The organism is Dellaglioa sp. CoH-57-MRSF-19, from assembly GCF_056781975.1.
In genome coordinates, this window is record NZ_JBXAXW010000230.1 from 1 (window position 1) to 298 (window position 298).

Consider the following 298-nt stretch of genomic DNA (forward strand, 5'->3'; position numbering starts at 1 on the left):
GTACACAGAAGAGGTAGATCGTGCTCCAACCGAAATTCACGGAGGCAGAATGAGACCGGTGATTACGAGTATCAAGACGCAGGCCGACGCTATTGCGTGGATCAAGAAAGCGCCCAAGGGCACAGCATTCGCGATGAACGTGCGGACCACCGGATACCACACGGCTGGTATCAATCGCAACCACAAGATGCCGATTGAAATTCCGTCGACCATTCAGGTGACGAAAAACACGCTGTTCCGGGTCCTGCATCAGTACGGGATCGCGGGCTCTGACCTGCTGGTCGCGTGTACCGAACGC

General features: G+C 55.7%; 1 protein-coding gene. It reads left to right on the plus strand.

Annotated features, from left to right (window positions below; translation table 11 throughout):
* Positions 1–49: 49 nt before the first annotated feature.
* The coding region (locus AC1RO3_RS09035) for a hypothetical protein (protein WP_481764086.1) at positions 50–298 on the plus strand (249 nt) is incomplete at its 3' end.